The sequence below is a fragment of the Pseudomonas oligotrophica genome (assembly GCF_021726475.1).
Lineage (GTDB): Bacteria > Pseudomonadota > Gammaproteobacteria > Pseudomonadales > Pseudomonadaceae > Stutzerimonas > Stutzerimonas oligotrophica.
The window spans coordinates 388697-415684 of the sequence record NZ_JAKJRU010000002.1; the positions used below are offsets into that span (position 1 = coordinate 388697).

The 26988-nt window shown below is 67.5% G+C and carries 20 protein-coding genes; 14 read left to right on the plus strand and 6 right to left on the minus strand.

The features are described from left to right. Window positions 1-202 precede the first annotated feature (202 nt). The 10 genes from rnr to L3N39_RS05770 all read left to right on the plus strand — a co-directional run bounded on the left by rnr (window position 203) and on the right by L3N39_RS05770 (window position 13079). Window positions 203-2692 carry a ribonuclease R gene (gene rnr / locus L3N39_RS05725; protein WP_237256316.1) on the plus strand — a complete coding sequence of 830 codons (2490 nt, stop codon included), beginning with the start codon at window positions 203-205 and terminating at the stop codon, window positions 2690-2692. Further along, entirely contained in the window at window positions 2689-3441 is a 753-nt protein-coding gene (rlmB, locus tag L3N39_RS05730) for a 23S rRNA (guanosine(2251)-2'-O)-methyltransferase RlmB (protein ID WP_237256317.1), read from the plus strand. Before rnr ends, rlmB begins: the two co-directional genes overlap by 4 nt. A 162-nt stretch (window positions 3442-3603) precedes the next feature. Continuing rightward, window positions 3604-5721 carry a PAS domain-containing protein gene (locus L3N39_RS05735; protein WP_237256318.1) on the plus strand — a complete coding sequence of 706 codons (2118 nt, stop codon included), beginning with the start codon at window positions 3604-3606 and terminating at the stop codon, window positions 5719-5721. Window positions 5722-5904: 183 nt separating this feature from the next. Continuing rightward, complete coding sequence (gene rpsF / locus L3N39_RS05740) at window positions 5905-6318, plus strand: 30S ribosomal protein S6 (protein ID WP_237256319.1); 414 nt, start codon at window positions 5905-5907, stop codon at window positions 6316-6318. 28 nt (window positions 6319-6346) lie between these two features. Continuing rightward, the gene (gene rpsR, locus L3N39_RS05745; protein WP_003283112.1) at window positions 6347-6577 is read left to right on the plus strand and encodes a 30S ribosomal protein S18; all 231 of its coding nucleotides are present in this window, start codon (window positions 6347-6349) and stop codon (window positions 6575-6577) included. 33 nt (window positions 6578-6610) lie between these two features. Continuing rightward, on the plus strand, window positions 6611-7504 hold the full coding sequence (locus tag L3N39_RS05750; RefSeq protein ID WP_237256320.1) for a YybS family protein: 894 nt from the start codon (window positions 6611-6613) through the stop codon (window positions 7502-7504). Between the two features lie 21 nt (window positions 7505-7525). Beyond that, the gene (gene rplI / locus L3N39_RS05755; protein WP_237256321.1) at window positions 7526-7972 is read left to right on the plus strand and encodes a 50S ribosomal protein L9; all 447 of its coding nucleotides are present in this window, start codon (window positions 7526-7528) and stop codon (window positions 7970-7972) included. Between the two features lie 105 nt (window positions 7973-8077). Next, the gene (gene dnaB / locus L3N39_RS05760; protein ID WP_237256322.1) at window positions 8078-9472 is read left to right on the plus strand and encodes a replicative DNA helicase; all 1395 of its coding nucleotides are present in this window, start codon (window positions 8078-8080) and stop codon (window positions 9470-9472) included. An 88-nt stretch (window positions 9473-9560) separates the two neighbouring features. Next, complete coding sequence (alr, locus tag L3N39_RS05765; RefSeq protein WP_237256323.1) at window positions 9561-10637, plus strand: alanine racemase; 1077 nt, start codon at window positions 9561-9563, stop codon at window positions 10635-10637. A 162-nt stretch (window positions 10638-10799) separates the two neighbouring features. After that, a complete protein-coding gene (locus L3N39_RS05770; protein ID WP_237256324.1) occupies window positions 10800-13079 on the plus strand; it encodes a YgiQ family radical SAM protein in 2280 nt (759 codons plus the stop codon). A gap of 10 nt (window positions 13080-13089) precedes the next feature. Here the strand turns inward: L3N39_RS05770 and L3N39_RS05775 are convergent, their stop codons facing one another. Both L3N39_RS05775 and L3N39_RS05780 read right to left on the minus strand, forming a co-directional pair. After that, window positions 13090-15054: a methyl-accepting chemotaxis protein gene (locus L3N39_RS05775; RefSeq protein WP_237256325.1), complete on the minus strand. Its 1965-nt coding sequence runs from the start codon at window positions 15052-15054 to the stop codon at window positions 13090-13092. A gap of 37 nt (window positions 15055-15091) precedes the next feature. Further along, window positions 15092-16720 carry a response regulator gene (locus L3N39_RS05780; RefSeq protein ID WP_237256326.1) on the minus strand — a complete coding sequence of 543 codons (1629 nt, stop codon included), beginning with the start codon at window positions 16718-16720 and terminating at the stop codon, window positions 15092-15094. A 206-nt stretch (window positions 16721-16926) separates the two neighbouring features. On the opposite strand from L3N39_RS05780, the gene L3N39_RS05785 reads away from it, so the two are divergent. Then, entirely contained in the window at window positions 16927-17979 is a 1053-nt protein-coding gene (locus tag L3N39_RS05785; protein ID WP_431978003.1) for a DUF2333 family protein, read from the plus strand. Window positions 17980-18087: 108 nt separating this feature from the next. On the opposite strand, the gene L3N39_RS05790 is transcribed toward L3N39_RS05785, so the two are convergent. The 4 genes from L3N39_RS05790 to L3N39_RS05805 all read right to left on the minus strand — a co-directional run bounded on the left by L3N39_RS05790 (window position 18088) and on the right by L3N39_RS05805 (window position 22415). Then, the gene (locus L3N39_RS05790) at window positions 18088-19425 is read right to left on the minus strand and encodes a sigma-54-dependent transcriptional regulator (RefSeq protein ID WP_237256327.1); all 1338 of its coding nucleotides are present in this window, start codon (window positions 19423-19425) and stop codon (window positions 18088-18090) included. A gap of 105 nt (window positions 19426-19530) precedes the next feature. Next, entirely contained in the window at window positions 19531-21123 is a 1593-nt protein-coding gene (locus L3N39_RS05795) for a sensor histidine kinase (protein WP_237256328.1), read from the minus strand. Continuing rightward, the gene (locus tag L3N39_RS05800; RefSeq protein ID WP_237256329.1) at window positions 21113-21343 is read right to left on the minus strand and encodes a PP0621 family protein; all 231 of its coding nucleotides are present in this window, start codon (window positions 21341-21343) and stop codon (window positions 21113-21115) included. The genes L3N39_RS05795 and L3N39_RS05800 overlap by 11 nt, the downstream gene beginning before the upstream one ends. Window positions 21344-21422: 79 nt before the next feature. Further along, complete coding sequence (locus tag L3N39_RS05805; RefSeq protein WP_237256330.1) at window positions 21423-22415, minus strand: outer membrane protein assembly factor BamD; 993 nt, start codon at window positions 22413-22415, stop codon at window positions 21423-21425. A 146-nt stretch (window positions 22416-22561) separates the two neighbouring features. On the opposite strand from L3N39_RS05805, the gene rluD reads away from it, so the two are divergent. From rluD to clpB, 3 genes are all read left to right on the plus strand, one after another. Beyond that, the gene (gene rluD / locus L3N39_RS05810; RefSeq protein WP_237256331.1) at window positions 22562-23536 is read left to right on the plus strand and encodes a 23S rRNA pseudouridine(1911/1915/1917) synthase RluD; all 975 of its coding nucleotides are present in this window, start codon (window positions 22562-22564) and stop codon (window positions 23534-23536) included. Continuing rightward, window positions 23533-24267, plus strand: coding sequence for a peptidoglycan editing factor PgeF (gene pgeF / locus L3N39_RS05815; protein ID WP_237256332.1), 735 nt, complete (start codon window positions 23533-23535; stop codon window positions 24265-24267). Before rluD ends, pgeF begins: the two co-directional genes overlap by 4 nt. 155 nt (window positions 24268-24422) lie before the next feature. After that, window positions 24423-26987: an ATP-dependent chaperone ClpB gene (clpB, locus tag L3N39_RS05820; protein ID WP_237256333.1), complete on the plus strand. Its 2565-nt coding sequence runs from the start codon at window positions 24423-24425 to the stop codon at window positions 26985-26987. Window position 26988 lies beyond the last annotated feature (1 nt).

Here is a 26988-nt window from a genome sequence, read left to right on the forward strand (position 1 = left end):
GGAAACGATGTTGCTTGTCCGTTTCCGTGATACAACGTCTGTCCGACGCTGTGGGCGCGAACTATAAGGCCGAGGTAGGGGCTTGTAAACCCCTGACGGTGAAAAATAATTCGCTTCGAGGCTGCCTCGTCGGGGCATTTCGCGCTTCAATAGAAGACAGTGCTTCAGAATCCCGTACATGAATGAAAGGTGACATCTCTTGATGGCCGATTGGCAATCGCTCGATCCCGAAGCCGCCCGCGAGGCGGAGAAATACGACAACCCCATCCCCAGCCGCGAGCTGATCCTGCAGCACCTGGGGGAGCGTGGTTCGCCTGCGGCCAGGGAAGAACTGGTCGACGAGTTCGGCCTGGTGTCCGACGAGCAGATCGAGGCCCTGCGCCGGCGGTTGCGTGCCATGGAGCGCGACGGCCAGCTGATCTACACCCGCCGCGGCACCTACGCGCCGGTGGACAAGCTCGATCTGGTCTGCGGCCGGATCAGCGGCCATCGCGACGGCTTCGGCTTCCTGATTCCCGATGACGGCAGCGACGACCTGTTCCTCAGCCCGGCGCAGATGCGCCTGGTATTCGACGGCGACCGCTGCCTGGCGCGGGTCTCCGGCCTGGACCGCCGTGGTCGGCGCGAAGGCGCCATCGTCGAGGTCATCAGTCGTGCCCACGAGACCATCGTCGGCCGCTACCACATCGAGAGCGACGTCGGCTTCGTGGTGGCCGACAACCCGAAGATCCAGCAGGAGGTGCTGGTCACGCCCGGGCGAGCGCTGGATGCCAAGCCCGGGCAGTTCGTCGAGGTGAAGATCACCCACTGGCCGACTCCGCGCTTCCAGCCGCAGGGCGACATCGTCGAGGTGATCGGCAACTACATGGCGCCGGGCATGGAGATCGACGTCGCCCTGCGCAGCTTCGATATTCCGCACGTCTGGCCCGAGGCGGTGTTGCGTGAGGCGGCCAGGCTCAAGCCGGAGGTGGAGGAAAAGGACAAGCACAAGCGCGTCGACCTGCGCCACCTGCCGTTCGTCACCATCGACGGCGAGGATGCCCGCGACTTCGACGATGCCGTCTATTGCGAGAAGCCGGGTGGCTGGAAGCTGTTTTCCGGTGGCTTCCGCCTGTTCGTCGCGATCGCCGACGTCTCGCACTACGTGAAGATCGGCGCGGCGCTCGACCAGGAAGCGCAGAACCGCGGTAACTCGGTGTACTTCCCCGAGCGTGTGGTGCCGATGCTGCCCGAGGAGCTGTCCAACGGCCTCTGCTCGCTGAATCCCCACGTCGATCGCCTGGCGATGGTCTGCGAGATCACCCTGAACAAGTCGGGCAAGATGACCGACTACCAGTTCTACGAGGCGGTGATCCATTCCCACGCGCGGCTGACCTACAACAAGGTCAGCACCATGCTCGAGCAGCCCAAGTCGCCCGAGGCCAAGGCACTGGCCGGCGAGTACGCCGAGGTGCTGCCGCACCTCAAGACTCTCTACTCGCTCTACAAGGTGCTGGCCAAGGCGCGGCACGTCCGCGGCGCCATCGATTTCGAGACCCAGGAGACGCGCATCGTCTTCGGTGCCGACCGCAAGATCGACGAGATCAAGCCGACCGAGCGCAACGACGCGCACAAGCTGATCGAGGAGTGCATGCTCTGCGCCAACGTGGCGACCGCGGACTTCCTGCAGAAGCATGAGATCCCGGCGCTCTACCGGGTGCATGACGGCCCGCCGCTGGAGCGCCAGGAAAAGCTCACGGCGTTTCTCGGCGAGCTCGGCCTTGCGCTGCACAAGGGCAAGGAGGGGCCGACGCCGAAGGATTACCAGGCGCTGCTGGAAAAGGTGCAGGACCGCCCGGATTTCCACGTGATCCAGACGGTGATGCTGCGCTCGCTGAGCCAGGCGGTGTACAGCGCCGAAAACCATGGGCATTTCGGCCTCAACTACGAGGCCTACACCCACTTCACTTCGCCGATCCGGCGCTACCCGGACCTGCTCGTGCACCGGGCGATTCGCAGCGTGATCCGCTCGCGGCGGGAAACCTCGCACGTGCGCCGCGCCGGCGCCGCGAGCATGCCCAAGGCACGCATCTATCCGTACGACGAGGCGACGCTGGAGCAGCTTGGCGAGCAGTGCTCGCTGACCGAGCGGCGTGCCGACGAAGCGACCCGCGACGTGGTGAACTGGCTCAAGTGCGAGTTCATGAAGGATCGCGTCGGCGAGACCTTCCCGGGCGTGATCACCGCGGTGACCGGCTTCGGCCTGTTCGTCGAGCTCACCGATATCTATGTAGAGGGGTTGGTGCACGTCACGGCGATGCCGGGCGACTACTACCATTTCGATCCGCTGCACCACCGCCTCTCCGGCGAGCGCAGCGGGCGCAGCTTCCGTCTCGGCGACAGCGTCGAGGTCCGCGTCATGCGCGTCGACCTGGACGAGCGCAAGATCGACTTCGAGCTGACCGCAGGCGGCAGCAAGCCGACGGCGCGGCGCGATGATGGCGGGCGCGAGCCAGGCAACGCCGACGTGCGCAAGAGTCGCGAGCTGAAGAAGGCGCTGTTGGCCGAGGCCAAGGGCGGTCGCAAGGGCAAGGCCGACAAGCCTGCCGGCGGCAAGTCCCGCTCGGGTTCGTCCAAGCCGAAAGCCGCCCGCTCGGGCGACAAGCCCGCCGCTTCCAGCAGTGGCCCGAGAAAGCGCAAGGCCAAGTCATGAGCGAACTGGAACGAGTCTACGGCGTACACGCCGTGGAGGCGCTGCTGCGTCATCATCCGCGACGGGTCAAGCGCATCTGGCTGGCCGAACGGCGTTCCGAGCCCAGGCTGCAGCCGCTGCTGGAGTTGGCTGGCCAGGCACGGGTGAGCGTCGCGCATTGCGAGCGCCGCGAGATGGACGAGTGGGTCGAGGGCGTGCACCAGGGCGTGGTAGCCGAGGTCAGCCCCAGCCAGGTCTGGGGCGAGCCGATGCTCGATGAACTGCTCGACCGCGCCGAGTCGCCGCCCCTGCTGCTGGTGCTCGATGGCGTCACCGACCCGCACAATCTCGGCGCCTGCCTGCGCACCGCCGATGCCGCGGGCGTGCTGGCGGTGATCATCCCCAAGGACAAGTCGGCGACCCTCAACGCCACGGTGCGCAAGGTCGCCTGCGGTGCCGCGGAAGTGATGCCGCTGGTGGCGGTGACCAACCTGTCGCGTACCCTGGAGAAGCTCCAGCAGCGGGGCGTGTGGATCGTCGGCACGGCAGGCGAGGCGCAGCAGGAACTCTATGCCCAGGACCTGACCGGCCCCATCGCGCTGGTGATGGGGGCCGAAGGCAAGGGCATGCGTCGCCTGACCCGCGAGCATTGCGACTACCTGGTCCGCCTGCCCATGGCCGGCAGCGTCAGCAGCCTGAATGTCTCCGTCGCCACGGGCGTCTGCCTGTTCGAGGCGCAGCGCCAGCGCCGGGCCGCCTCGGGCGGCTGATCTCTCGGCGGCGCGTGCGCCGCCTTTTCATCGTCTGCAACGGATCGCCGGTTTTGCGGTCAATGGGCTGATCTATGCCCGTATCGTCGGGCCATTCTGCCGGTTGCCTTGCCATGCTGGCAGTGCGCCCGCTCGAGCCGGGTCCGCACCATGGAGGAAGCTATGCAGCAACGCCCGAGTTTCGAGAGCCTGTTCCGGCTGTCACCCAACGCCTACGTGCTGCTTGACCCGGAGCTGGTGATTCTCGATGCCAACGCGGCCTACCTGGCGCTGACCGGGCGTCGCCGTGAGGAGTTGCTCGGCCAGCGCCTGCACGATGCCTTCGCCGTCGACCCGCAGCATCCCGACTCGGTCAACCTTATCGAGCTACTGGAGTCGTTCGAGCGCGTGCTTACACGCAAGATACGGGACACCATTCCGGTGATCCGCTATTCGATTGCGCGGCAGGGGCCGAACGGCCTGGTGTACGAGGACCGCTACTGGAGCGCCACCCATACGCCGATCCTGGACGAGCAACAGCGCGTGCTGGCGATCCTCCAGCACACCTCGGATATCACCGAGCTGCAGGGCCTGCAGCCGGCCGCCAAGCCGGTCGAGGCGCAGTCCCAGCCGCTGCAGCAGCTCAGCCAGGCGATTCTCGCGCGGGCGCGCAAGGTGCAGGACGAAGGCAATCTGCTGCGTCGGCTGTTCGCCCAGGCGCCCGGTTTCGTCTGCTTCCTCCGCGGTCCCGGGCATGTCTTCGAGCTGGTCAACGATGCCTACCAGCAGCTGGTCGGTCGCCGCGAGCTGATCGGCCGCGGGCTGCGCGATGCGCTGCCCGAGCTCGAGGGGCAGGGCCTGTTCGAACTGCTCGACGAGGTTTTCGCCAGCGGCGAGCCGGTCGTGCGCCGGCAGGCGCGTGTACTGCTGCAGCGCACCTCGCAAGTAACGCTGGACGAGGTGTTCGTCGATTTCGTCTGTCAGCCGATCACCGATCGGGACGGGCACGTCAGCGGCATCTTCGTGCTTGGTCATGACGTCACTGACCAGCGCCGTGCCGAGGATGAGGTGCGCGAGCACCGCGAGCATCTCGAAGAGCTGGTGCGCCAGCGAACCGAGGCCTTGCTGCGCAGCGAGGCCGAGCGCCAGGCGGCCGAGGCCGCGCTGCTGCAGGCGCAGAAGCTCGAGGCGGTCGGCAAGCTGACCGGCGGTATCGCCCATGACTTCAACAACATGCTGCAGATCATCGGCGGCAACCTGCAGTTGCTGCGGCGCAGCCTGGGCAGCGACGAGACCGCCCTGCGCCGGCTGGATTCGGCAGTCAGCGGCGTGGAAAAGGGCGCGCGACTGGCGTCGCAGCTGCTGGCCTTCGCCAGCCGCCAGCCGCTGCGGCCGCAGCTGGTGCGCCTGGAGCAGCTGATCGGCGAGATGCACGAGCTGCTCGACGGCGCGCTCGGTTCGTCGATCCGGGTCGAGCTCGAGGCGCCTGACGGGCTCTGGCCGGTCTTTGCCGATGTCGGCAACCTGCAGAGCGTGATCCTCAACCTGGCGGTCAATGCGCGCGAGGCGATGGGCGAGTCCGGTCGCCTGCAGTTCCGCTTGCGCAATTGCGCGCTGGGCGAGCACGGCGGCGAGGCGCTGGCCGGCGATTTCGTGGTGCTCAGCGTGATCGACGAAGGGGTTGGCATGAGCCCGGCGGTCAGGAGCCAGGCCTTCGAGCCCTTCTTCACCACCAAGCGCGAGAGCAACGCTTCCGGGCTCGGCCTGAGCATGGTCTACGGCTTCGTCAAGCAGAGCGGAGGGTTCGTCCGGCTCGATAGCGAGGAGCAGGGCGGTACGGCCGTGCACGTCTACCTGCCGCGCGCCGACCGGTTGCCGGATGCTGCTGCTGCTGCTGCTGCTGCTGCTGCGCCTGCGCCTGCGCCGCCCGCAGCCACGCCGGCTGCGGGCCTGCGCGTGCTGTTCGTCGAGGACGACCCGACCCTGCGCATGCTCACCGGTGAGGTGATGCTCGAGCTCGGCCACGAGGTGGTCCTCAGCGAGTCGGCCGAAGAGGCGCTGGCGCAGCTCGAGCGGGAGCGTTTCGATGTGCTGCTGACCGACGTCGGCCTGCACGGCATGAGCGGCATCGAGCTGGCGCGGCGCGCGCGCGAGCAGCATCCCGGGGTAAGTGTGGTGATTGCCTCGGGCTATGCGGTGGACGCGCGCGAGGAAAACCTGCCTGGCGTGCGCACCATGCTCAAGCCGTACGACATCCAGCAGGTCCGCGCCCTGCTCGACGACATCGCCGTCGAGCGCTGAACCCGGCAAGGGGGCTGGTCAAAACTTCGCCAGTTCACCTTGCGCGGCTTCGGGCCCTTCTCTAGAATGGCGCCCCTTGCCCGGACGGCAGGCCTCTGTTCGTCCCGGCAATGGCAAGAAAACAAGTCATTCACTCCTTGCCTGACCGCATCGTCGGCAGGCTGCAACCCGTAAGGAGCAGTTATGCGTCATTACGAAATCATCTTCCTGGTTCACCCGGATCAGAGCGAGCAGGTCGGCGGCATGGTGGAGCGTTACACCAAGCTGATCGAAGAAGACGGCGGCAAGATCCACCGCCTGGAAGATTGGGGCCGTCGTCAGCTGGCTTACGCCATCAACAACGTGCACAAGGCTCACTACGTGATGCTGAACGTCGAGTGCAGCGGCAAGGCCCTGGCCGAGCTGGAAGACAACTTCCGCTACAACGACGCCGTCATCCGTAACCTCGTCATCCGTCGCGACGAAGCCGTCACCGAGCAATCCGAGATGCTCAAGGCTGAGGAAAACCGCAGCGAGCGTCGCGAGCGTCGTGAGCGCCCGGAGAACGCTGAAGGCTCCAACGAGAGCGACAGCAGCGAAAACTCCGCTGACGAGTAATCACCGGATCTATTGAGGAGCCTTTTTCATGGCACGTTTTTTCCGTCGTCGTAAGTTCTGCCGTTTCACCGCCGAAGGCGTGAAAGAGATCGATTACAAGGATCTCAACACCCTGAAGGCCTACATCTCCGAGACCGGCAAGATCGTTCCGAGCCGTATCACCGGTACCAAGGCCCGTTATCAGCGTCAGCTGGCTACCGCTATCAAGCGCGCCCGCTACCTGGCCCTGCTGCCCTACACCGACAGCCACGGCCGTTGATCCGGCTGGTCGATCGAAGTAGGGATTGATCGCGTGCGCGCTCTGGCGGACTACATCATGCGCGGTCGCTTGCAGGCCATCCTGGTGATGGCGGGTGCGGCGGCGGTGCCGATGTTCTTCTGGCTGAGTGCTGCTGCAGGCAGCCTGGTGCTGCTGCGCCGCGGGTTGAACGATGCGTTGAGCGTCCTCGTCTGGGGTGCGCTGCCGGCGCTGGCGTGGTGGTACTTCGGTGACCCCCGCACGCTGCTGGTCATGCTCGGTACGCTGGGTCTGGCGATGCTGCTGCGCAATCAGGTGCCCTGGCCGCGCGTGCTGGTCGCCAGCGTGGGTGTCGGTCTGCTGTATGCCGTGGCCTTGGGCGCGGTGTTCGGGGAGCCGATCCGCGCGCTGGCCGGCGAGTTGCAGCAGGTGCTGCCGCAGACGCTGTCGGATGCCTACCAGCAGTTGTCGGTGGATGAGCGGGCGCGGCTGGAGTCGTTGCTGGCACCGGTCCTGACCGGGCTGCTGGCGGCGCTCCTGCAGATCGCCACGCTGCTCAGCCTGATGCTGGCGCGGTACTGGCAGGCGGCGCTGTACAACCCGGGCGGCTTCGGCAAGGAGTTCCGTGCCGTGCGCTTTCGCCCGCTGGTGGCGATTGCGCTGCTGCTGGGCATGCTGCTGGGGCCGAATCTCGGCGCCGAGCTGGCAATGCTGACGCCGCTGTGCAGCGTGCCGCTGGTGTTTGCCGGCCTCGCGCTGGTGCACGGGCTGGTTGCACAGGGGCGCCTGCAGCGCTTCTGGCTGGTGGGGCTGTACGTCACGCTGGTGCTGTTCATGCAGTTGATTTATCCGCTACTGGCCGTCATGGCCATGGTCGACAGTCTGTTTGATTTTCGCGGTCGTGCTGCCGGACCAAACGGCGCGGGGCCTGCGAACGGTGAAGGTTAAAAGTTAAGAGGTAAGACTCAAATGGAAGTCATCCTGCTGGAAAAGATCGCCAACCTGGGCAACCTGGGCGACAAGGTAAACGTCAAGGCCGGTTACGGCCGTAACTACCTGCTGCCGCAAGGCAAGGCTACCGCTGCGACCCCGGCCAACGTGGCCGCGTTCGAAGCGCGCCGCGCCGAGCTGGAAAAAGCTGCTGCCGACAAGAAGGCTTCGGCCGAATCGCGTGCTGCACAGCTGGCCGAACTGGAAGTCACCATCACCGCGACCGCCGGTGACGAGGGCAAGCTGTTCGGTTCCATCGGCACCGCCGACATCGCCGACGCCCTGACCGCCTCTGGCGTCGAAGTGGCCAAGAGCGAAGTTCGCCTGCCGAACGGCACCATCCGCCTGACCGGCGAATACGACGTGGCCGTGCACCTGCACACCGACGTCGAGGCGACCGTCAAGGTCATCGTCGTCGCGGCCTAAGCCGTCGTCTGGCACCCCCGGTGCCTGGCGAGTAACATCGGGCACGCTTCCACTCCGTGGGGCGTGCCCTTTGTTTTTCCGCAGTTTCGAATTTCCGCGAGAGCCATGAACGACATCAGTGTGCCCCAGCAGTACGACCTGGAAACCGCCGCGCTCAAGGTGCCGCCGCATTCCATCGAGGCCGAGCAGGCGGTGCTTGGCGGCCTCATGCTGGACAACAATGCCTGGGAGCGCGTGCTCGACCAGGTCTCCGATGGCGACTTCTATCGCCACGATCATCGCCTCATCTTCCGCGCCATCTTCGCCCTGGCCGAGCGCAACTCCCCATTCGACGTGGTCACCCTGTCCGAGCAGCTGGACAAGGAAGGCCACCTGGCCCAGGTCGGCGGCCTGGCCTATCTCGGCGAGCTGGCGAAGAACACGCCGTCGGTGGCCAACATCAAGGCCTACGCGCAGATCATTCGCGAGCGGGCCACGCTGCGCCAGCTGATCGGCATCAGCAACGAGATCGCCGACAGCGCCTACGCGCCACAGGGGCGCACCGGCGAGGAGATCCTCGACGAGGCCGAGCGGCTGATCTTCCAGATCGCCGAAGCGCGGCCGAAGACCGGCGGCCCGGTGGGCATCAACGACATCCTGGTCAAGGCCATCGACCGCATCGACACCCTGTTCAATGCCGGCGAGGCGATCACCGGCCTGTCCACCGGCTTCACCGACCTGGACGAGGCCACCAACGGCCTGCAGCCGGCGGACCTGATCATCGTCGCGGGGCGTCCGTCGATGGGCAAGACCACCTTTGCCATGAATCTGGTGGAGAACGCCGTGCTGCGCACCGACAAGGCGGTGCTGGTGTATTCGCTGGAGATGCCCTCCGAATCCATCGTGATCCGTATGCTCGCCTCGCTCGGGCGCATCGACCAGACCAAGGTGCGTGCGGGCAAGCTGGACGATGACGACTGGCCGCGGCTGACCAGTGCGGTCAACCTGCTCAACGACCGCAAGCTGTTCATCGACGATACCGCCGGCATCAGCCCGTCGGAGATGCGTGCACGCACCCGGCGCCTGGCCCGCGAGCACGGCGAGATCGCCATGATCATGGTCGACTACCTGCAGCTGATGCAGATTCCCGGCTCCAGTGGTGACAACCGGACCAACGAGATTTCCGAGATCTCGCGCTCGCTCAAGGGCCTGGCCAAGGAGTTCAACTGCCCGGTGATCGCCCTGTCGCAGCTGAACCGCTCGCTCGAGCAGCGCCCCAACAAGCGCCCGGTGAACTCCGACCTGCGTGAATCCGGGGCCATCGAGCAGGACGCCGACATCATCATGTTTGTCTACCGGGACGAGGTGTATCACCCGGAGACCGAATACAAGGGCGTCGCCGAGATCATCATCGGCAAGCAGCGGAACGGCCCGATCGGCACCACCCGCCTGGCGTTCCTCGGCCGCTATTCGCGCTTCGAGAACCTGGCGCCGGGCAGCTACCAGTTCGACGACGAGTGAGGCGGCCGGTTGCCGCCTGCGGGCGTGCTTGCGGCCTGGCGCGCGAAGGTCGAAGCTAGGCAGCTTCTTGGTCATCCGGAATCCTGCCATGCGTCCCCTGGTTGCCACGGTCGATCTGGCCGCGCTTCGACACAACTATCTCCATGCCAGGCAGTGCGCCCCCGGGCGCCGTGCCTTCGCCGTGGTCAAGGCCGATGCCTACGGCCACGGCGCGCGCCGCGTGGTGCAGGCGCTGCTGGAGATCGCCGATGGCTTCGCGGTGGCCTGCATCGAGGAGGCCGAAGTGGTGCGCGAGGTGGCGCCCGCGGCCCGGCTGCTGCTGCTCGAGGGCTGCTTCGAGCCGGCCGAGCTGCCGCGCGCCGCCGAGCTCGGTCTGGATATCGCGGTACAGGGCGAGGCGCAGGCCGAGGCGCTGCTGGCGGCCGAGCTGGCGCGTCCATTGAACGTCTGGCTCAAGCTTGACTCGGGCATGCACCGGCTGGGCTTCGATGCCGACGGCCTGCGCGCCTGCCATGCCCGGCTCAAGGGCGCAGCGCAGGTCGCCGAGCTGAACCTGATCAGCCACTTCGCCTGCGCCGACGAGCGCGGCCATGCGCTGACCGAGGCGCAGCTGGAACGCTATGCCGAGGTGATGCAGCTCGGCTTCGACAACTGCACCCTGGCCAATTCGGCCGCCGTGCTGACGCTGCCGCAGGCGCACATGGAATGGATCCGCCCGGGCATCATGCTCTACGGCGCCACGCCGTTCGCCGAGCTGTCGGCCGCGGCGCTGGGCCTGCGCCCGGTGATGAGCCTGACCGGCGCGCTGATCGCCATCCGCCAGGTCGAGGCCGGCGAGAGCGTCGGCTACGGCGCCGGCTGGGTGGCGCAGCGTCCGTCGCGCATCGGCACGGTCAGTTGCGGCTACGCCGACGGTTATCCGCGTAGCGCGCCGGCCGGCCGCGAGGTGGTGATCCATGGCCGGCGCGTGCCGCTGGCCGGACGGGTTTCGATGGACATGCTCGCGGTGGACCTCACCGACCTGCCGCAGGCGCAGCTCGGCGATGCGGTGGAACTCTGGGGCGCGCAGCTGCCGATCGACGAGCTCGCCCAGGCCTGCGGCACCATTGGCTACGAGCTGCTGACCAAGGTCACGGCGCGGGTGCCGCGGCGCTACATCGACTGAGGCGCTCGTCCGGCAGCCCCGTCCGCGTCTCGCCGGGGAGAACGGCGGCGAGCTCTCGACCGTCCGCCTGCAAAGCGAAAAGCCGAGCTGCATGCTCGGCTTTGCTGGTCATTTTTTGTGCTATATTCCGCGCCCGTTTTCGCTGCCCCGGTTCTCCCCGCCATGCACGCCGCCAAGCCGCTGTTCGACTATCCAAAATACTGGGCTGAATGCTTCGGCCCCGCGCCCTTCCTGCCGATGAGCAGGGCGGAGATGGATCAGCTCGGCTGGGACAGCTGCGACATCATCATCGTCACCGGCGATGCCTACGTCGACCATCCGTCGTTCGGCATGGCGATCATCGGCCGCCTGCTCGAGTCGCAGGGCTTTCGCGTCGGCATCATCAGCCAGCCGGACTGGCAGAGCAAAGACGACTTCATGCAGCTCGGCGAGCCGAACCTGTTCTTCGGCGTCGCCGCCGGCAACATGGACTCGATGATCAATCGCTACACCGCCGATCGCAAGGTGCGCTCCGACGACGCCTACACCGCCGGCGCCCTGGCCGGCAAGCGCCCGGACCGCGCCAGCCTGGTCTACAGCCAGCGCTGCAAGGAGGCCTACCGGCACGTGCCGGTGGTGCTCGGCGGCATCGAGGCGTCGCTGCGGCGCATCGCCCATTACGACTACTGGTCGGACAAGGTGCGCCGTTCGATCCTGATGGACGCCACCGCCGACCTGCTGCTCTACGGCAACGCCGAGCGGGCCATCGTCGAGGTCGCCCATCGCCTGGCCGGCGGCGAGCCGATCGAGTCCATCACCGACGTGCGCGGCACCGCCTTCGTGCGCAAGGACACCCCCGAGGGCTGGTTCGAGATCGACTCCACCCGCATCGATCGTCCGGGCAAGGTCGACAAGATCATCAACCCCTACGTCAACACCCAGGACGTATCGGCCTGTGCCATCGAGCAGGACAAGGGCGCGCAGGACGACCCGAACGAGGCCCGGCCGGTCGAGCTGCTGCCGCACCCGAAACTCGAGCGTGACCGCACGGTGATCCGCCTGCCGTCCTTCGAGAAGGTGCGCAACGACCCGGCGCTGTATGCCCACGCCAACCGGGTGCTGCACCTGGAGACCAACCCCGGCAACGCCCGCGCACTGGTGCAGCGCCACGACGAGCGCGAGCTGTGGCTCAACCCGCCGCCAATCCCGCTGACCACCGAGGAGATGGACTACGTGTTCGCCGCGCCCTTCGCGCGGGTGCCGCATCCGGTCTACGAAGGCGCGAAAATCCCGGCCTACGAGATGATCCGCTTCTCGGTGAACATCATGCGCGGCTGCTTTGGCGGTTGTACCTTCTGCTCGATCACCGAGCACGAGGGGCGCATCATCCAGAGCCGCTCGCACGAGTCGATCCTCCACGAGATCGAGGAGATGAAGAAGGTGCGTGGCTTCACCGGCGTGGTCTCCGACCTCGGCGGGCCGACCGCCAACATGTACCGCCTGGCCTGCAAGAGCTACGACATCGAGAAGCACTGCCGCAAGCCGTCCTGCGTGTTCCCGGGCATCTGCGAGAACCTCAACACCGACCACAGCTCGCTGATCGAGCTGTACCGCAAGGCGCGTGCGCTGCCGGGCGTTAAGAAGATCCTGATCGCCTCGGGGCTGCGCTACGACCTCGCCGTGGAGTCGCCGGAGTACGTCAAGGAGCTGGTCACCCACCATGTCGGCGGCTACCTGAAGATCGCCCCGGAGCACACCGAGCGCGGCCCGCTGGACAAGATGATGAAGCCGGGCATCGGCACCTACGACCGCTTCAAGCGCATGTTCGAGAAGTTCTCGAAGGAGGCGGGCAAGGAGCAGTACCTGATCCCCTACTTCATCGCCGCGCACCCGGGCACCACCGACGAGGACATGCTCAACCTGGCGCTGTGGCTCAAGGCCAACGGCTTTCGCGCCGACCAGGTGCAGGCCTTCTATCCTTCGCCGATGGCCACCGCCACCGCGATGTACCACAGCGGCAAGAACCCGCTGCGCAAGGTGACCTACAAGAGCGAGGGCGTGACCATCGTCAAGAGCGAGGAGCAACGCCGCCTGCACAAGGCCTTCCTGCGCTACCACGATCCCAAGGGCTGGCCGCTCTTGCGCGAGGCGCTGCTGCGCATGGGCCGCGCCGACCTGATCGGCAGCGGCAAGCACCAGCTGATTCCGGCGCACCAGCCGGCGGTGGACGGCTACCAGAGCGCGCGACGCAAGAACTCCACCCCGGCCGGCAGCAAGAAGGCCGGGCAGGGCGGCAAGATCCTCACCCAGCACACCGGCCTGCCGCCGCGCAGCCACGACGGCAATGCCTGGGACAAGCGCGAGCAGGCCAAGGCCGCCGCCGAGGCCCGGCGCAAGGCGGCCAATGGCGGCAAGCCGGCGGGCAAGGGGCGCAAGCCGCAGCGGCCGGTGGCGCCGCGCTGAGGCCGGGCCGCTAGAAACGGAAGGCGCGGGTGGCCTGCTCCAGCTGCCCGCCCAGGCGCAGCATCTGCGCGCTCTGCTCGCGGCCCTGGGCGATATGCGCCAGGTTGGTGTCGCCGATCTGGTGGATATGTTCGCTGTGGCTGCGGATCTCGCTGACCGCCGCGCTCTGCTGGGCGGTGGCCTCGGCGATCTGCTCGGCCATGCGACCGATGTCGGTGATGGTGCGCACGATGCCTTCCAGCGCGCCGTCGGCCGTCTGCGCCAGCTGGGCGGTACGCTCGGCATGCTCGACCTGGGTGCGCATGGCTTCCAGCGACTGCGTGGCAGCGCCCTGCAGGTGCGCGATCAGTTGCTGGATCTCCTCGGTTGCCCCGGTGGTGCGCTGCGCCAGCGAACGCACCTCGTCGGCGACCACCGCGAAGCCGCGCCCGTGGCTGCCCGCGCGCGCCGCCTCGATCGCCGCGTTGAGCGCCAGCAGGTTGGTCTGCTCGGCGATCGAGCGGATCACCGTCAGCACCTTGCCGATGGCCGAGGTCTCCTCGCTCAGGCGTTCGATCGCCTGGGCATTGTCCTGGACCTCGCCGACCAGCGCGCGCAGGCCGCCCAGGCTCTGGGCGATCACCTGCTGGCCCTCGCTCACTGCGCGGGCCGCGCCACGCCCGGCCGCAGCAGTCTCGCCGGCGCCCTCGGCGACCTGCTGAATGGTGGCTTCCAGCTCGCCCAGCGAATCGCGGATCTGCGCCGTGTTGTCGGCCTGGCTGCGGGCGCTGCGGTGCAGCTCGTCGCTCATGCTGTCCAGGCTGCGGCTGCTGCCGGCGACATCCTCGGCCTGCTGGCGCAGGGTGCCGACCAGTTGCAACAGGTAGCCACGCAGCTGATTGAGCGAGCTTTCCATCTCGCGCAGGTCGTCGATGCGCGAGGCGATGCGGGCCGGCTCGGCGAAATCGCCGCGGGCCCAGGCCGACAGTGACGGCACCAACGCGCCGAGGGTCCGGGTGAGCTGGCGCTGCAGGCGGTCGATGCCCAGGGCGATGAACAGGATCAGCGCGATGATCGCGCCCTGCACCAGGCGTACTTCCTGCTGGATCCGGCCATGTTCGGCGCGCACCGCCGGGTCGAGGGCGGCGAGGGCCTGCTGTACGGCGGCCAGACGCTCCTCGGTGGCGCTCGCCAGCGCATGGCGGGTGGCGATCAGCTCGCGGGTGCGCGCCAGCTCCTGTGGGTAACGCTTGACCAGGCCGCGCAGTTCGCGGCGCAGCTGCTCGCCCTGGTCGACCGCCTGCTGCTGCGTCTGCGCGGTGTCCAGCTCGAGCAGGGCGGCAAAGTCGCTCGCCGCCGAGTGCTGCGCCTCGAGGACGCCGAGCAGGGGCAGCTGTTCGAGGCGCTCGACCTGCTGCTGCAATGCTTGCTGCGCCTGCAGCACTGGCTCGGCGAGTTCCTCGCGGCCGCTGTCGACCAGCTTGCCGCGGGCATGGCTCAGACGCAGCAACTGCTGGCTGGCCTCGAACAGTGGTGCGCGGTAGGCATCGGCCTCTGGGCGCTCGCTCTGCGCGACGTAGGCGGCAAGCTGGTCGAGGTTGGCGGCAGTCTCGCGTTCGGCTTGCAGCAGTAGGCCCTGGGGGTCGCCGGCCAGCTTGCCGGCGGCGAGCAGGTCGCCGGCGACGAATTCGCCCAGCGAGACGATGCTCGGCCGCAGCGCGGCGGCGAAGGTATCCGGCAGTTCCTTGAGTTCCGCGTCGAGGGCGGCCAGCGAGGCCGCTGCCTGGCTGTGGCGCAGGGCATCGCCGCCATGCAGGTAGGTGCGGATGTTGGCGGCGCTCTGCTGTTCGAAGTGCTGCGACAGGCTGAGGTAGCGAGCCATCAGCAGGTAGGGCCGTTGCAGGGCCTGCTCGGACCACCAGAGCGTGGCGCCCAGGGCCAGGCAGACGCCGACCAGCAGCAGGGTATTGAGGGTGGTGAGCGACTTCAGACGCATCCTGGCCTCGCGCGGCAGCAGCTACGGAGGCGGCAGGTTATGGCACTTTGATGTCATCCTGATGACAGTGCTGGAAGCGCTCGACCCGGTTGCGTCCGGCGCGCTTGGCCCGGTACAGCGCGCTGTCGGCCTGCTGGGTGAGCGCACGCACGTCGGCGTCGGCGCAGAGCTCGGTGACGCCGCAGCTGAAGGTGCAGCTCAGGTCGCCGGGCTGCGCCGGATAGCGGATCTCGGCGAAGCGCTGGCGGATCTCGTCAAGGACCCGGGCGGCGGCCTCGGCGCCGGTGTCCGGCATCACCACGGCGAATTCCTCACCACCGTAGCGGCCGATGTGGTCGGTCTTGCGCAGGCGCTGCTTGAGGAACAGCGCCAGGCTCTTGATCACCCGGTCGCCCATCGGGTGGCCGAAGGTGTCGTTGACCTGCTTGAAGTGGTCGATGTCGAGCATGGCGAAAGCCAGCGGGCGGTTGTCGCGGCGGGCACGAAAACGGGCATCGTCCAGCAGTTGCAGGCAGTGGGTGTGGTTGTACAGGCCGGTCAGGCTGTCGCGCACGATGCGGGCCTTGAGGCTGCGCGCGCGGGCGGCGCGGGTGCGTACCGTGGCGATCAGGTGGCTGGGCTTGATCGGCTTGGTGAGGAAGTCGTCGCCGCCTTCGCCCATGGCGTCGAGCTGCTTGTCCAGGTCGTCCTCGGCCGAGAGATAGATGATCGGCACGCTGACGTAGCGCTCGTGTTGGCGGATCACCTTGGCCAGCTCGGTACCCAGGCAGTCGGGCATGTACATGTCGAGGATGATCAGGTCCGGCTGGAACTCGGCCAGCGCGGCGATCGCCTGGATCGGCTCGGTCAGGGTCTGGGTGACGATGCCGGCGTTGTTCAGCACGCGCTCGGTATGGGTCGCCTGGGCCCGGGAGTCGTCGATGATCAGCACCCGGATCGGCTCGTAGTGCGCGGTGCGGGTGAATATCTCGATCTTCTCCAGCAGGCTGGAGGCGTCCAGGGTGCCGGTGAAGAACTCCAGGCCGCCGGCGCGGACCGCGGCCAGGCGGGTCGGGGTGTCGGTTTCCTGGTGGCTGAAGAAGAGGATCGGCAGCTTGTCCTCGAGTCCCTGTTGCAACTGCTCGGCCAGCTGCAGGCCGCCGCCGGCGCCGTCGAAGTCAATCTCCATGACGATCGCCGCCGGGTGCCGCTCGTGCATTGCCGCGCGGAACTCGGCGACGCTGGCGAAGGCCCGCGCGCTCATGCCGAAGAAGTCCAGCTGGCGCACCAGGTGCTCGGCTCGCTCGAGGTCCTGCAGGGCGATGTACACCGGCTTGCTCAGTGGCGGCAGGAACGACTGGTTGTGCGGGTCGCCGTGGCGCAGGCCGGTGCGCGCCAGCCGGTAGACCAACTGGCTGAGCGTGGAGATGGTCTCGCTGGACAGTCGCCCGCGGTTGTCGCGGATGTCGCCGAGGCAGTCCTCGATGCTGATCGCCAGCAGGCTGTGCTCGGTCTGCTCGAAGCGCTCGGCGAAGCGGCGCAGGCGCAACGTGGCATCGGTCAGCGTGGCGTGATAGCGGTCGCTCCATTCGCCGCGCTGCAACTGTTGCCACAGCTCCAGGACTTCCCGTGCCTGGTGGATGACGCGCTGGGCGAAATGCTGCTTGAGTCCTTCCTGATCCGACATGGTTCCGGCGTCCTGCGGTGTCGTGGGGGGAAATAGCTCGATGGTGGCGCCATGCTATCACTAACCTCGGGTGGTCATGCCAGTGACCCGTGGCGCGCTTCACAATTTCGCGCGGAGTCGCCCGGCAGCTGCGTTATAGTGGTGCGGCTGCCGCGCCGGCCGCCGTGCCGGCGCCTTTCGCCCATCGAAAGAAGGACACCCCGCCCATGCTCGACCTGAAGAATCGCTTCGCCCGCCTTGGCCGCTCCAACGGCCGCTCAGCGGGAGCCGCAGTGGGCAAGCCGATCTGGCAGATGCTGGCGGTGGTGCTGGCGATCCTGCTGCTGGTGGCGCTGCTGGTGGGCTGGTACTGGAGCCGCGAGCCGGACTTGTTCCCGGTGCAGCAGCACGCCCGCGAGGCGTCCGAGGCCTCCGGGCGCCAACTGGTCAATGGCTACACCACGGTGGAAACCCTCAAGCGCGTCGCGAGCACCCTGCTCGACAAGCCGGGCGGCTACCTGAGCAACGACATCGCCCCGCCTGGCCTCTGGCTGGACAACATGCCGTCCTGGGAATACGGCGTGCTGGTCCAGGTACGGGACCTGACCCGCGCCCTGCGCAAGGACTTCACCCGCTCGCAGTCGCAGTCCACGGAAGATCCTGATCTGTCCAAGGGTGAGCCGTTCTTCCACTTCGACAACCGCAGCTGGGCGCTGCCGGCGTCGGAGGGCGAGTATCGCAACGGCATCCGTTCGCTGGACCGCTACCTGGTGCGGCTCAGCGACCCGGCGCCCCAGGCGCTGTTCTACACCCGTGCCGACAACCTCAATAGCTGGCTGGGCGATGTCGCCACCCGTCTCGGCTCGCTGTCGCAACGGCTCTCGGCCAGCGTCGGCCGGGTCAAGCTGGACACCAACCTGGCCAACGAGCAGGCGAATGCCGGTGTCGTGCCACAGTTGAAAGAAGAAGTGGTCGAGACCCCCTGGCTGCAGATCGACAATGTCTTCTACGAGGCGCGCGGCCAGGCCTGGGCGCTGTCGCACCTGCTGCGGGCCATCGAGGTGGATTTCGCCGACGTGCTGGCGAAGAAGAACGCCACCGTCAGCGTGCGGCAGATCATCCGCGAACTCGAGGCGGCGCAGGAGCCGCTGTGGAGCCCGATGGTGCTCAATGGCAGCGGCTACGGCGTGCTGGCCAACCATTCGCTGGTGATGGCCAACTACATCTCCCGCGCCAACGCGGCGATCATCGATTTGCGCAACCTGCTGTCGCAGGGCTGATGGGCGGGAACGGCGCAGGCTGGGCTGCGTCCCTCCTGCGTTCCGGCTCGTGATGACTAGTGGGGCAGGCTTGGCGGGCAGCGCTGGCCTGGTGTTTCGAGCGGGGGCTCAGTCGAGTCCCAGCTTCTTCAAGCGATAACGCATGGAGCGGAATGTCAGGCCCAGGCGCTGCGCGGCCGCGGTGCGGTTCCAGCGGGTCTCCTCGAGGGCCTGCATGATCAGCTTGCGCTCGATCTCCTCGAGGTGGTCTTCCAGGTTGTCGATCTGCGCCAGGCTGCTGTCGCCGCCTTCGCCTGCCGGCGCGGCGTCGGCCAGGCGCAGGTCGCCGGCGCGGATCTCGTCGTCCTCGCACAGCGTGTAGGCGCGCTCGAGCATGTTCTCCAGCTCGCGCACGTTGCCGGGGAAGCGGTAGTTCTCCAGCTTGGCCAGGGCATCGGCAGTCAGCCGGGCCGGTTGCTGGTCGCAGTCGGTGGCCAGGCGCTTGAGCATCACCTCGGCCAGCAGGCCGATGTCTTCGCGTCGTTCGCGCAGCGGCGGCACGCGCAGCTCGATGACGTTCAGCCGGTAGTAGAGATCCTGGCGGAAGCGGCCGGCCGCGACTTCGCTGGCCAGGTCCTTGTGCGTGGCGCAGAGGATGCGCACGTCGACCATCACCTCCTGGGCGCCGCCGACCACGCGCACGGCCTTTTCCTGGATCGCGCGCAGCAGCTTGACCTGCATCGGCAAGGGCAGGTCGGCCACCTCGTCGAGGAACAGTGTGCCGCCGTTGGCGGCCTGGAACAGCCCGGGCTTGTCCTCGATGGCACCGCTGAAGCTGCCCTTCTTGTGACCGAAGAACTCGCTTTCCATCAGCTCGGAGGGGATCGCGCCGCAGTTGACCGGCACGAAGGGGCGCTCGGCGCGTGCGCCCTGCTCGTGGATCAGGCGCGCCACCAGTTCCTTGCCGCTGCCCGACTCGCCGCTGATGTAGACCGGCGCCTGGCTGCGGGCGAGCTTGGCGATCTGCTTGCGCAGGGTACGCATCGGCGGCGAATTGCCGAGCAGGCGGTTGTCCACCGGCGCCTCCGGCGCCGCGCTGCGCAGGCGCAGGGCGGTGCTGACCAGCTCGCGCAGGCGGTTGAGGTCCACCGGCTTGGTGAGGAAATCGAACGCGCCGGCCTTCAGCGCGCTGATCGCGGTGTCCAGGCTGCCGTAGGCGGTGATCATCGCCACCGGCAGGTGCGGGTGCTGCTGCTGGATGTGCTGCAGCAGCTCGAGTCCGGAGCCGTCCGGCAGGCGCATGTCGGTCAGGCACAGATCGTAGTGCTCGCGGCTCAGGCACTCGCGCGCCTCCTTGACGCTGCGGGCACTGCGCGTATCGAGTTTCATCCGCCCGAGGGTGATCTCCAGCAGTTCGCGGATGTCGGGCTCGTCGTCGATGATCAGGGCTTTCTGGCGGGCGCTCATGGTTCTTTCTGTCGGCTGATGGGCGTGCTGCAGCGCCCATGTTAACCGCACGGGGCTCGGCCCGGCGCTTGCTTTGGTCGATGTGTGACGAGTAGCCGCTTCGCTTCAGCCGAGCTTGCGCGGGTGGGCGAAGACGATCCGGAAGCAGCTGCCACCCTCGGCGCGCGGCTGGTAGTCCAGGCGTGCCTGGTTGCTTTCGCAGAGCTCGCGGGAGATGTATAGCCCAAGGCCGGTGCCCTTGCTCTCGGTGGTGTAGAAGGGCTCGAAGATGTTCTGCAGCTGCTCGGGAGCGACGCCGGGGCCGTCGTCGAGCACCTCGGCCATGGGCAGGTCGCTGGCCTCGTCGCGGTAAAGGCGCAGCCAGACCTGCGCCTGGTCGTGCAGCTGGCCGCTGTAGCGCAGGCCGTTCTGCACCAGGTTGGTGAGCACCTGGGTCAGCTGGTTGGGGTCCATGCGGGTCTGCAACGAGCTGCCGACCGTCTCCAGGTGCAGCTGCTGGCCGGGCGCCAGGCCGCTGCGGAATTCGCTGACGAAGCGATGCAGCCAGTACTTGAGGTCCAGTAGCTGGGGGTCGGCCTGGCGCCGGCGCGACAGCTGCAGGACGTTTTCGATCACCAGGTTCATGCGCCGCGAATGGTCCTGGATGATCTGCGCCAGGCGCCGGTCCGGCCCGTCCAGTTGGTCGGACTCCTGCAGCAACTGCGCGGCGTGGCTGATCGCGCCGAGCGGATTGCGGATCTCGTGGGCGATGCTCGCGGTCAGCCGGCCCAGCGAGGCCAGCTTGAGTTGCTGGGCTTGCTGGGCGATCTGCGAGATGTCTTCGAGGAACACCAGGGTGTTGCACTTCTCGCCGTGCTGCAGCGAGGCGAAGCTGGGTTGCAGCATCGGCCCGCCGAGCGAGACCTGCAGGCTGCGCGCGCGCAGCGTCGGGTTGTCCTGCCACTGGCCCAGGCGGGCGATCAGTTCGGGGCAATGCTCGGCCAGTGGCTCGCCGGTCAGGCTGTCCTGCTCAAGCATCTGCAGCGCGCCCTGGTTGGCGAGCAGCACGCGCTGCTGCGGATCGAGTACCAGGATGCCGGTGCGCATGCGTTGCAGGATCAGGGTGTTCAGCGCTTCCAGGTTGGCCACGTCCTCGGCGCGCTGGCGGGCCAGGGTCTCGCTGGCCTGCAGGCGGTGCGTGAGGCCCTGCACCAGCAGCGCGGCGGCAAAGCACAGCGTGCCGAGGGCGCCGGCCTGGACGAACTGGCTGCTGGCGGTCGGGTAGTCGAGGCTGAGGTAGAAGGTCAGGTAGATCAGCCCGGTGGCGGCGACCGCGGCGATCAGGAAGCCCACCTTGCCGCGCACGAGGATATTGGCAATCGCGACGGCGATGATGATCAGGTTGCCGATGCCGCTGGGCGTGCCGCCGGCGAAGTAGAACAGCGCGGCGAGCAGCATCACGTCCAGCAGCGCCAGCGCCGTGACCTGCAGCGTCTGCTGCGGGTTCTGCAACAGCACGGCGATGACGATGTTGAGGATCAGGTAGAGCCAGGTCCCGTAGCCGAACAGCTGCGGGTTGCTCATTTGCAGGAGATCGCTGTGCAGGTCGCTGCTGATCAGCAGCACCAGCGCCAGGCCGATGGCCAGCCGGTAGAGGTGGTACAGGCGCAGGATGCGCTGGCTCTGGCTGGCGCTGCCCGCCCGGGCGTCAGTGTCCACCAGGCTGGCGGCCTCGCTCCAGGTGCGCCTGGCTGCAATACCACTGCCCCGAGGCCTGCAGGGCCTTGTTCTGCGGCACATGCACGCCGCAGTGGGCGCAACGCACCATCGGCACTTCCGTGGCGCGTGGCTTGCCGGGATTCTTGCGGAACAGCCGTCGCCACAGCCAGAAGGCGGCGGCGATCAGGGCGATCCAGAACAGAAGACGAACCAGGCCCATCGAGACTTCCTGGAGCGAGGCTGCGCGGCCAGCCGAGCTTGATCCTGCGGTCGGGCGCCTGCCAGCGAGGCGCGCGGTTTCAGTCGAACAGGCCGAAGGTCAGGCGGTTCCACCAGGAGCGCTTCGGCGCCTCGGCTTCGCGCGCTTCGTCGAGCACCGGGACCAGTTCCTCGGGCAGCTCGCGCTCGGCGGCCTCGTACTGGCGGATGACGTCGCGGTTCGCCCGCGAGGTGTCCGGCGGCGGCACGTCGCTCTCGATCAGGCCGAGGGTGGCGCGGCTCAGCCAGCCGCGGGTGTCCTGCTCGGTTTCGCGCGGGGTGAATTCGCCGTCCTCCAGCGAGACGTGGTCCGGGTAGTTCTGGCGCAGCGTGTCCAGGCTGCTGGCGGCGAGTTCGTCCAGGCCCAGGCGCTGGTAGGCCTCGGTCATCACCGCCAGGCCATCGGCCACCGACGGAGTGCCCTGGAAGTTCTCCACCACGTAGCGGCCCCGGTTGGCGGCGGCGACGTAGGCCTGGCGCTTGAGGTAGTAGTGGGCGACGTGGATCTCGTTGGCGGCCAGCAGGTTGCGCAGGTAGATCATCCGCGCCTTGGCATCCGGCGAATAACGGCTGTTCGGATAGCGGCTGGTGAGCTGGGCGAATTCATTGAACGAGTCGCGCGCCGCGCCCGGGTCGCGCTTGGTCATGTCCAGCGGCAGGAAGCGGGCGAGCAGGCCACGGTCCTGGTCGAACGAGGCCAGGCCCTTGAGGTAGTAGGCGTAGTCGGCGTTCGGATGCTGCGGATGCAGGCGAATGAAGCGCTCGGCGGCGGAGCGGGCCGCTTCCGGCTCCAGGTTGCGGTAGTAGGCGTAGATCAGTTCCAGCTGCGCCTGCTCGGCGAAGCGGCCGAAGGGGTAGCGCGACTCCAGCGCCTTGAGCTTGCTGATGGCGCTGGTGTAGGCCTTGTTGTCCAGGTCGGCCTGCGCCTGCTGGTACAGCTCGACCTCGCCCAGGTTCTCGTCGACGGTTTCGTTGGACGAACAGGCGGCGGTAAGGGCGAAAATGGCGATCAGCAGCAGGTGTTTCACTTGCATGGCGGCTTGCGTCCCTGTGACGGCTGGCTGTCTCGCCCGGAGCCGTCCTGTTATGATGAGCGCCCCGGTTTGCCGGGGCAAAGACGCCGTATTTAAACACAAGCGCGTAGCCGAAACCAAAGGCTCGCCCCCGCCGCAGTGCCCTTATGTCCACGACCAGCAAACAGGCCATCCACCTCCGCGCCGAGGTCCCCTTCGACCTCGGCGGCCAGCGTCTCGACCAGATCGCCGCGCAGCTTTTCAGCGAGCATTCGCGCTCGCGCCTGGCTGCATGGATCAAGGATGGCGTGCTCACCGTCGATGGCGCCGTGCTGCGCCCGCGCGACACCGTCCATGCCGGCGCCGTGCTGGAGCTGACTGCCGAGCAGCAGGCGCAGGGCGAGTGGGAGGCTCAGGCCATCCCGTTGAACATCGTCTACGAGGACGAGCACATCCTGGTGCTCGACAAGCCCGCCGGACTGGTGGTGCATCCGGCCGCCGGGCATGCCGACGGCACGTTGCTCAACGCGCTGCTGCACCATGTACCGGAGCTGATCAACGTGCCGCGTGCCGGCATCGTGCATCGCCTGGACAAGGACACCACCGGGCTGATGGTGGTCGCCAAGACGCTCCAGGCGCAGACCCGCCTGGTCGAGCAGCTGCAGGCACGCAGCGTCAGCCGCATCTACGAGGCCATCGTCATCGGCGTGGTGATCACCGGCGGCACCGTCGATGCACCCATCGGCCGGCACGGCCAGCAGCGCCAGCGCATGGCGGTGGTCGAGGGCGGCAAGCCGGCGGTCAGCCATTACCGCGTGCTCGAGCGCTTCCGCTCGCATACCCATGTGCGGGTCAAGCTGGAGACCGGCCGCACCCACCAGATCCGCGTGCACATGGCGCACATCGGCCATCCGCTGGTGGGCGATCCGCTCTACGCCGGGCGCTTCCGCATCCCGCCGGCGGCCAATCCGACGCTCGTGCAGGAGCTGCGCGAGTTTCCGCGTCAGGCGCTGCACGCACGCTTTCTCGAGTTGGAACACCCGGCCACCGGCAAGCGGATGAAGTGGGAGTCGCCGCTGCCCGACGACTTCGTCTGGCTACTGACCCTGCTGCAGCAGGATCGCGAGGCGTTCGTCGGATGAGCCCCTGGCCGAACGACTGGCTGCTGCCGGACTGGCCGGCGCCGGCCAATGTTCGGGCCTGCGTCACCACGCGCGCCGGCGGCGTCAGCCTGGCGCCGTTCGAAACCTTCAACCTTGGCGACCATGTTGGTGACGCGCCCGCGGCGGTCGCCGAGAACCGCCAGCGCCTGCAGCAGCTGCTGGGTTGCGAGGTCAGCTGGCTGGCGCAGGTGCATTCCTGCGACGTGGTGCCTGCGGCGGTGGCTGCGGGGGTGGTGGCCGACGCCAGCTGGAGCACCGAGCGCGGGCGAGCCTGCGCGGTGCTGACGGCCGATTGCCTGCCTGTGCTCTTTTGCGACCGCGCCGGCACCCGCGTGGCGGCGGCGCATGCCGGCTGGCGCGGGCTGGCCGGCGGTGTGCTGGAGAACACCCTGGCGGCGCTGGACGTTGCACCGCAGGAACTGCTGGTCTGGCTCGGCCCGGCGATCGGTCCGCAGGCCTTCGAGGTCGGCGCCGAGGTGCGCCAGGCCTTCGTCGAAGCGCATCCGCAGGCGAGCGTGGCGTTCGTGCCCAGCGTGAACGCCGGGCGCTTCATGGCCGATCTCTATGCCCTGGCCCGCATCCGCCTGGCCGCGCAGGGCGTCGCGGCGGTCCATGGCGGCGGACTGTGCACCTTCAGTGATCCGCGCTTCTATTCCTATCGCCGCACCCCGCAGACCGGGCGCTTCGCCAGCCTGGTCTGGCTCGACTAGGACCATCCCGGCGGGCCGCGCGCGACGCCCGGCATGACCTCGGTCAACGCCGCCCGGGTTGAATCGACAACAATCATCCTCATCTATGCTGCATCTCGCGGGTCTTGTCTTTTGGCGAGTCAATGCCGGCCCGCTCCACTCGAGGATGACTCTTCATGCGTATCGACCGTTTGACCAGCAAGCTGCAGCTTGCCCTTTCCGATGCCCAGTCCATCGCCGTCGGCCTGGACCATTCGGCCATCGAGCCGCTGCACCTGATGCAGGCCCTGCTGGACCAGCAGGGTGGCTCGATCAAGCCGCTGCTGATGCAGGTCGGCTTCGACGTCAATGCGCTGCGCCAGGCCCTGACCAGGGAGCTGGACGGGCTGCCCAAGCTGCAGAGCCCCACCGGCGACATGAACATGTCCCAGGACCTGGCGCGGCTGCTCAACCAGGCCGACCGCCTGGCCCAGCAGAAAGGCGACCAGTACATCTCCAGTGAGCTGGTGCTGCTCGCGGCGCTGGATCCCAACACCCGCCTGGGCAAGCTGCTGCTCGGCCAGGGCGTATCGAAGAAGGCGCTGGAGAACGCCATCGCCAACCTGCGCGGCGGCCAGGCGGTGAACGACCCCAATGCCGAGGAATCGCGCCAGGCGCTGGACAAGTACACCGTCGACATGACCCGCCGCGCGGAGGAGGGCAAGCTCGACCCGGTGATCGGCCGCGACGACGAGATCCGCCGCACCATCCAGGTCCTGCAGCGCCGCACCAAGAACAACCCGGTGCTGATCGGCGAGCCGGGAGTGGGTAAGACCGCCATCGTCGAGGGGCTGGCCCAGCGCATCGTCAACGGCGAGGTGCCGGATGGCCTGAAGGACAAGCGCCTGCTGTCGCTGGACATGGGCGCGCTGATCGCCGGCGCCAAGTTCCGCGGCGAGTTCGAGGAGCGCCTCAAGGCGGTGCTCAACGAGCTGGCCAAGCAGGAAGGTCGAGTGATCCTGTTCATCGACGAGCTGCACACCATGGTCGGTGCCGGCAAGGCCGAGGGCTCGATGGACGCCGGCAACATGCTCAAGCCGGCGCTGGCGCGCGGCGAACTGCACTGCGTCGGGGCCACCACGCTGGACGAATACCGCCAGTACATCGAAAAGGATGCGGCGCTGGAGCGCCGCTTCCAGAAGGTGCTGGTGGACGAGCCGAGCGAGGAGGACACCATCGCTATCCTGCGCGGCCTCAAGGAGCGCTACGAGGTGCACCACGGCGTGACCATCACCGATGGCGCGATCATCGCCGCGGCCAAGCTCAGTCATCGCTACATCACCGACCGCCAGTTGCCGGACAAGGCCATCGACCTGATCGACGAGGCGGCCAGCCGCATCCGCATGGAAATCGACTCCAAGCCCGAGGAACTCGATCGCCTGGATCGCCGGTTGATCCAGTTGAAGATCGAGCGCGAGGCGTTGAAGAAGGAGGACGACGAGGCCACCAGAAAGCGCCTGGCCAAACTGGAAGACGACATCGCCAAGCTGGAGAAGGAATACGCCGACCTCGAGGAAATCTGGAAGTCGGAGAAGGCCGAGGTCCAGGGCTCGGCGCAGATCCAGCAGAAGATCGAGCAGGCCAAGGCCGATCTCGAGGCGGCTCGGCGCAAGGGCGACCTGGCACGCATGGCCGAACTGCAGTATGGCGTGATCCCGGACCTGGAGCGCAGCCTGCAGATGGTCGACCAGCATGGCAAGACCGAGAACCAACTGCTGCGCAACAAGGTGACCGACGAGGAAATCGCCGAGGTGGTCTCCAAGTGGACCGGCATCCCGGTGTCGAAGATGCTCGAGGGCGAGCGCGAGAAGCTGCTGCGCATGGAGGACATGCTGCACACCCGCGTGATCGGCCAGCACGAGGCGGTGGTGGCGGTGGCCAATGCGGTGCGCCGCTCGCGCGCCGGCCTGGCCGATCCGAACCGGCCGAGTGGCTCGTTCCTCTTCCTCGGTCCCACCGGGGTGGGCAAGACCGAGCTGTGCAAGGCGCTCGCCGAGTTTCTCTTCGATACCGAGGAGGCGATGATCCGCATCGACATGTCCGAGTTCATGGAGAAGCACAGCGTCGCCCGGCTGATCGGCGCGCCGCCCGGCTATGTCGGCTACGAGGAGGGTGGCTACCTGACCGAGGCGGTGCGCCGCAAGCCTTACTCGGTGGTGCTGATGGACGAGGTGGAGAAGGCCCACCCGGACGTCTTCAACGTGCTGCTGCAGGTGCTCGAGGATGGCCGGCTGACCGATAGCCATGGGCGCACGGTGGACTTCAAGAACACCGTGATCGTGATGACCTCCAACCTCGGCTCGGCGCAGATCCAGGAGCTGGTCGGCGACACCGAGGCGCAGCGCGCGGCGGTGATGGACGCGGTCAGCCATCACTTCCGCCCCGAGTTCATCAACCGTATCGACGAGGTGGTGGTGTTCGATCCGCTGGCCCGCGAGCAGATCGCCGGCATCGCCGAGATCCAGCTGGGCCGCCTGCGCAAGCGCCTGGCCGAGCGCGAGCTGAACCTGGATCTGTCGCAGCAGGCGATGGACAAGCTGGTGGCCGTCGGCTACGACCCGGTGTACGGCGCGCGGCCGCTGAAGCGGGCGATCCAGCGCTGGATCGAGAACCCGCTGGCGCAGCAGATCCTCGCCGGCCGCTTCGTGCCGGGAGCGACCATCACGGCGAAGGTGGAGGGTGACGATATCGTCTTTGCCTAAT

Bases quoted from the DNA above. Each gene is read 5' to 3' on its own strand.
- rnr (WP_237256316.1), top strand. From the start codon at position 203: ATGGCCGATTGGCAATCGCTCGATCCCGAAGCCGCCCGCGAGGCGGAG.
- rlmB (WP_237256317.1), top strand. From the start codon at position 2,689: ATGAGCGAACTGGAACGAGTCTACGGCGTACACGCCGTGGAGGCGCTG.
- L3N39_RS05735 (WP_237256318.1), top strand. From the start codon at position 3,604: ATGCAGCAACGCCCGAGTTTCGAGAGCCTGTTCCGGCTGTCACCCAAC.
- rpsF (WP_237256319.1), top strand. From the start codon at position 5,905: ATGCGTCATTACGAAATCATCTTCCTGGTTCACCCGGATCAGAGCGAG.
- rpsR (WP_003283112.1), top strand. From the start codon at position 6,347: ATGGCACGTTTTTTCCGTCGTCGTAAGTTCTGCCGTTTCACCGCCGAA.
- rplI (WP_237256321.1), top strand. From the start codon at position 7,526: ATGGAAGTCATCCTGCTGGAAAAGATCGCCAACCTGGGCAACCTGGGC.
- dnaB (WP_237256322.1), top strand. From the start codon at position 8,078: ATGAACGACATCAGTGTGCCCCAGCAGTACGACCTGGAAACCGCCGCG.
- alr (WP_237256323.1), top strand. From the start codon at position 9,561: ATGCGTCCCCTGGTTGCCACGGTCGATCTGGCCGCGCTTCGACACAAC.
- L3N39_RS05770 (WP_237256324.1), top strand. From the start codon at position 10,800: ATGCACGCCGCCAAGCCGCTGTTCGACTATCCAAAATACTGGGCTGAA.
- L3N39_RS05775 (WP_237256325.1), bottom strand. From the start codon at position 15,054: ATGCGTCTGAAGTCGCTCACCACCCTCAATACCCTGCTGCTGGTCGGC.
- L3N39_RS05780 (WP_237256326.1), bottom strand. From the start codon at position 16,720: ATGTCGGATCAGGAAGGACTCAAGCAGCATTTCGCCCAGCGCGTCATC.
- L3N39_RS05785 (WP_431978003.1), top strand. From the start codon at position 16,927: ATGCTCGACCTGAAGAATCGCTTCGCCCGCCTTGGCCGCTCCAACGGC.
- L3N39_RS05790 (WP_237256327.1), bottom strand. From the start codon at position 19,425: ATGAGCGCCCGCCAGAAAGCCCTGATCATCGACGACGAGCCCGACATC.
- L3N39_RS05800 (WP_237256329.1), bottom strand. From the start codon at position 21,343: ATGGGCCTGGTTCGTCTTCTGTTCTGGATCGCCCTGATCGCCGCCGCC.
- L3N39_RS05805 (WP_237256330.1), bottom strand. From the start codon at position 22,415: ATGCAAGTGAAACACCTGCTGCTGATCGCCATTTTCGCCCTTACCGCC.
- rluD (WP_237256331.1), top strand. From the start codon at position 22,562: ATGTCCACGACCAGCAAACAGGCCATCCACCTCCGCGCCGAGGTCCCC.
- pgeF (WP_237256332.1), top strand. From the start codon at position 23,533: ATGAGCCCCTGGCCGAACGACTGGCTGCTGCCGGACTGGCCGGCGCCG.
- clpB (WP_237256333.1), top strand. From the start codon at position 24,423: ATGCGTATCGACCGTTTGACCAGCAAGCTGCAGCTTGCCCTTTCCGAT.